Source organism: Mesorhizobium sp. M7D.F.Ca.US.004.01.2.1 (assembly GCF_003997785.1).
GTDB lineage: Bacteria > Pseudomonadota > Alphaproteobacteria > Rhizobiales > Rhizobiaceae > Mesorhizobium > Mesorhizobium loti.
The window spans coordinates 1-3,419 of the sequence record NZ_RZRQ01000471.1 but is presented as its reverse complement, the minus strand read 5'-3'; the positions used below and the strand labels follow the sequence as shown (position 1 = coordinate 3,419).

Here is a 3,419-nt window from a genome sequence, read left to right as displayed (position 1 = left end):
ACGGTGGTTTCGCAAGCCGAGTTCGAAGGCAGGGCCGAGTTCGAGGGCAAGACTGTCGTGGTCACAGGTGCTGGCGGCGGCCTCGGCACCGCCATCGTGGCGCTGATGGCGCAAAGGGGCGCCAGGGTCGTCGGCTGCGACCAATCAAGCGAGGCATTGAAAAGCCCGCACCTTGCCTCCCGCCACGTCTTCGACCTTCTCGACAAGGCATCGATAGCGGCAGCGATCGCCGCGATCCTCGACCGGGATGGCATGCCCGACATTCTCGTCAACAATGCCGGCTGGACGCGCGCCGAAACGATTTCGGCGCTCAATCCCGACAAGATAGAGCAGGAACTCGACCTCAACCTGACCGGCGTGATGAACTTCGCCGATCCGCTGGTCAAGGCGATGGCCGGCCGAGGTTCCGGCAGCGTCGTCTTCATCTCGTCGGTCAACGCCATCGCGCATTTCGGCAATCCCGCCTATGCCGCGGCCAAGGCCGGCATCAACGCCTACGCCAAGGCGATCGCCGTCGAGCTCGGCCGCAGCGGCCTGCGCTCCAATGTCGTCTGCCCCGGATCGATCCGCACCGCCGCCTGGGACCATCGCCTTGCCAAGGATCCTGAAATCCTAGGCAAGCTGCAACGGCTCTATCCGCTTGGCCGCATCGTCAACGCTTCGGAAGTGGCGGAAGCCGTCGCCTTCCTTGCGTCCGATCGCGCATCTGGAATAACGGGCGTGGTGATGCCGGTGGACGCGGGGCTGACCGCCGGTTGCCTGCCCTTCATCGACGACATTCTGGGAGCGTGAGCATGACCGACGTCGAGTTTCGCGACCTGTCGAAATCCTTCGGACAGCACAAGATCCTCGAGAACATCAGCCTCGATATCAAGAGCGGCGAGTTCGTCGTGCTGGTCGGCCCGTCCGGCTGCGGCAAGTCGACCTTGCTGCGCATGCTGGCCGGACTGGAGACGATCACCTCCGGCGACCTGTTGATCGGCGGCGTGCGCGCCAACGCGCTGCCGCCGCAGCAGCGCAACATTGCCATGGTGTTCCAGTCCTATGCGCTGTTTCCACATCTGAAGGCAGCCGACAATATCGGCTTTGGCCCGAAGATACGCGGCGAGGCGCGCGAGGCGGTCGACGCAAAGGTCAAAAAGGCGTCCGGCGTCCTCAATCTCTTCTCCTATCTCGACCGCTATCCCCGCCAGCTGTCGGGCGGCCAGCGCCAGCGCGTCGCCATGGGCCGCGCCATCGTGCGCGAGCCGTCGGTGTTCCTGTTCGACGAGCCCCTGTCCAACCTCGACGCGCAATTGCGCGTGCAGATGCGCGTCGAGATCAAGGCGCTGCACCAGCGGCTGAAATCGACGATCGTCTATGTCACCCACGACCAGATCGAAGCCATGACCATGGCCGACCGCATCGTCGTCATGGACCGTGGCAGGATCCAGCAGGTCGGCGCGCCGCTGGAACTCTATGACAGGCCGGCCAACAAGTTCGTCGCCAGCTTCCTTGGCTCGCCGTCGATGAGCTTTGTGTCGGGTTCTCTCAAGACGACAGCTCAGAAATCCTGGTTCGAGTCGACCGGTGGCGGCCGACTTGCGCTTGCCGGCAAACAGGTGCCGGCGGGCAGCGCGGTGGAAGCCGGCATCCGGCCCGAGCATTTCGTCATCGGCGAGGCTGTCGACGCGATGGCGATCAAGGTGGATGTCGTCGAGCCGACCGGTTCCGAGACCCATGTCTATGGCGCCATTGGTGCTGATACCGTACGCGCCGTGTTCCGCGACAGGGTGCCGGTCAGGCCGGGCGACCTGCTGCCGGTGACCGTCGATCCCGGCAACATCCATCTGTTCGACAAGGCGACGGGCCTGCCTCTATGAAAACACATACATGAAGACGCCGGCCGACATCATCACGCGCCTGCAGCTGATGTTACAGGACGGAACGAAGTCGGATCGCAAACTGGCCGGCTTCGTGCTGGCCGACCTTGATTTCGTCTCCAAGGCGGCGATCTCGGAAATTGCCGCGCGTGTCGGTGTCAGCGAACCGACGGTGACGCGGTTCTGCCGCAACCTCGGTTGCGAGGGCCTGCGCGATTTCAAATTCTATCTGGCACAGGCCATCGCCATCGGCGGCCAGTATCTATCGCCGGAGCCGTTGAGCCGCGATGCCCGCGAACAGCGCATCGCTTCCGCCATCACCGAAGCGGCGATATCGGCCATCCAGCGCGCCAGCGAAAACCTCGACATGACGACGCTGGTCGCCGTCGCCGCGCGCATCGCCGTCTCGGGCAATGTGCTGTGCATCGGTTCCGGCGGTATTTCCTCGATGATGGCGACCGAAATGCAGAACCGGCTGTTCAGGCTGGGCGTGTCGGTGCTGGCGCAGATCGACGGACAGCTGCAGCGCATGTACGCCGCCGTCGCCACGCCCGACACCACGCTGATCGCCTTCTCTGTCTCGGGCTATGCGCGATCGGTTATCGATGCGGTGCAGGTCGCCCAGCAATATGGTGCCACGACAATCGCCATCACGCCGCCGGACTCCGCACTCGCCAAGGTCGCCGACACGGTCATCCATTTCCAGTCGCTGGAAGACGGCAACATCTACAAGCCGACATCGTCGCGCTATGCGCTGCTGTCGATCGTCGACATGATCGTCACCTCCGTCGCCGAGACGCGCGGACCACGAGTCCTCGAAAATCTGCGCCGTATCAAGCAGAGCGTGAACACGTTGAAAGTCGACGATCCGCGTTTGCCGCTGGGGGATTGAACCCTTCACCGAAGGGCATCAGGAGCCGAGCCCCTCGATGCCTTTCGCCAACATCGCCGGATCGCCTGAAATGCGCACGGTCTTCAGCCGGGCGGTGCCGCCGGCGACAACCGAGACGGTGGACGCCGGCACGCCCAGCATCTTGGCCAGCAATCGTTCAAGCGCTTGATTGGCAGCGCCGTTTTCCGGCACGGCGCGGACGCGCGCCTTCAGATGGCTTCGACCGTCCGCTGTCGTCTCGACGCCTTCGAGCCTGTCCAGCGCAGCCTTCGGCGTCAGCCGGACAAACAGGTCGACGCCACCATCGCGCAGGCGGAACGGCGCGCTCATGCGAGCACCGGGCTCACAGGACGAGTGGCGCCACCGTGGTGAGTATGAACTGCCGCAGGAAGAACAGGATCAGAAGCAGGATGATCGGCGAGATGTCGATGCCGCCAAGATCCGGCATGAAGCGGCGGATCGGCCGCAACGCCGGCTCGGTCAGCCGGTAGAGCATGTTGCCGATACTGCCGACGAACTGGTTTTTCGAATTGACGACGTTGAAGGCGTAGAGCCAGGAGAAGATCGCCGATGCGATGATGATCCACCAGTAGAGGTCAAGCGCCATAACGATTGTCTGAATGAGGGCGAGCATGCCGGTCTCCAATTGTTGCCGACATGTAGCC

5 protein-coding genes are annotated in these 3,419 nt (G+C 63.5%); 3 read left to right on the top strand and 2 right to left on the bottom strand.

What is annotated here, in order from left to right; translation table 11 throughout:
- Positions 1 to 3 precede the first annotated feature (3 nt).
- The 3 genes from EN993_RS33175 to EN993_RS33165 are packed head-to-tail and all read left to right on the top strand — an operon-like array spanning position 4 to position 2,754.
- The gene (locus EN993_RS33175) at positions 4 to 792 is read left to right on the top strand and encodes an SDR family oxidoreductase (RefSeq protein WP_127265982.1); all 789 of its coding nucleotides are present in this window, start codon (positions 4 to 6) and stop codon (positions 790 to 792) included.
- A gap of 2 nt (positions 793 to 794) precedes the next feature.
- A complete protein-coding gene (ugpC, locus tag EN993_RS33170; protein WP_109664217.1) occupies positions 795 to 1,862 on the top strand; it encodes a sn-glycerol-3-phosphate ABC transporter ATP-binding protein UgpC in 1,068 nt (355 codons plus the stop codon).
- 10 nt (positions 1,863 to 1,872) lie between these two features.
- Positions 1,873 to 2,754, top strand: a complete 882-nt coding sequence (locus EN993_RS33165; protein ID WP_109664213.1) for a MurR/RpiR family transcriptional regulator — start codon at positions 1,873 to 1,875, stop codon at positions 2,752 to 2,754.
- Between the two features lie 18 nt (positions 2,755 to 2,772).
- Here EN993_RS33165 and EN993_RS33160 read toward each other — a convergent pair whose 3' ends face one another.
- Positions 2,773 to 3,084, bottom strand: coding sequence for a DUF167 family protein (locus EN993_RS33160; protein ID WP_126066826.1), 312 nt, complete (start codon positions 3,082 to 3,084; stop codon positions 2,773 to 2,775).
- A 13-nt stretch (positions 3,085 to 3,097) separates the two neighbouring features.
- The gene (locus EN993_RS33155; protein ID WP_109665382.1) at positions 3,098 to 3,388 is read right to left on the bottom strand and encodes a YggT family protein; all 291 of its coding nucleotides are present in this window, start codon (positions 3,386 to 3,388) and stop codon (positions 3,098 to 3,100) included.
- Positions 3,389 to 3,419 lie beyond the last annotated feature (31 nt).

Coding starts and splice junctions, on each gene's coding strand:
- EN993_RS33160 (WP_126066826.1), bottom strand. CDS start 3,084: ATGAGCGCGCCGTTCCGCCTGCGCGATGGTGGCGTCGACCTGTTTGTC.
- ugpC (WP_109664217.1), top strand. CDS start 795: ATGACCGACGTCGAGTTTCGCGACCTGTCGAAATCCTTCGGACAGCAC.
- EN993_RS33165 (WP_109664213.1), top strand. CDS start 1,873: ATGAAGACGCCGGCCGACATCATCACGCGCCTGCAGCTGATGTTACAG.
- EN993_RS33155 (WP_109665382.1), bottom strand. CDS start 3,388: ATGCTCGCCCTCATTCAGACAATCGTTATGGCGCTTGACCTCTACTGG.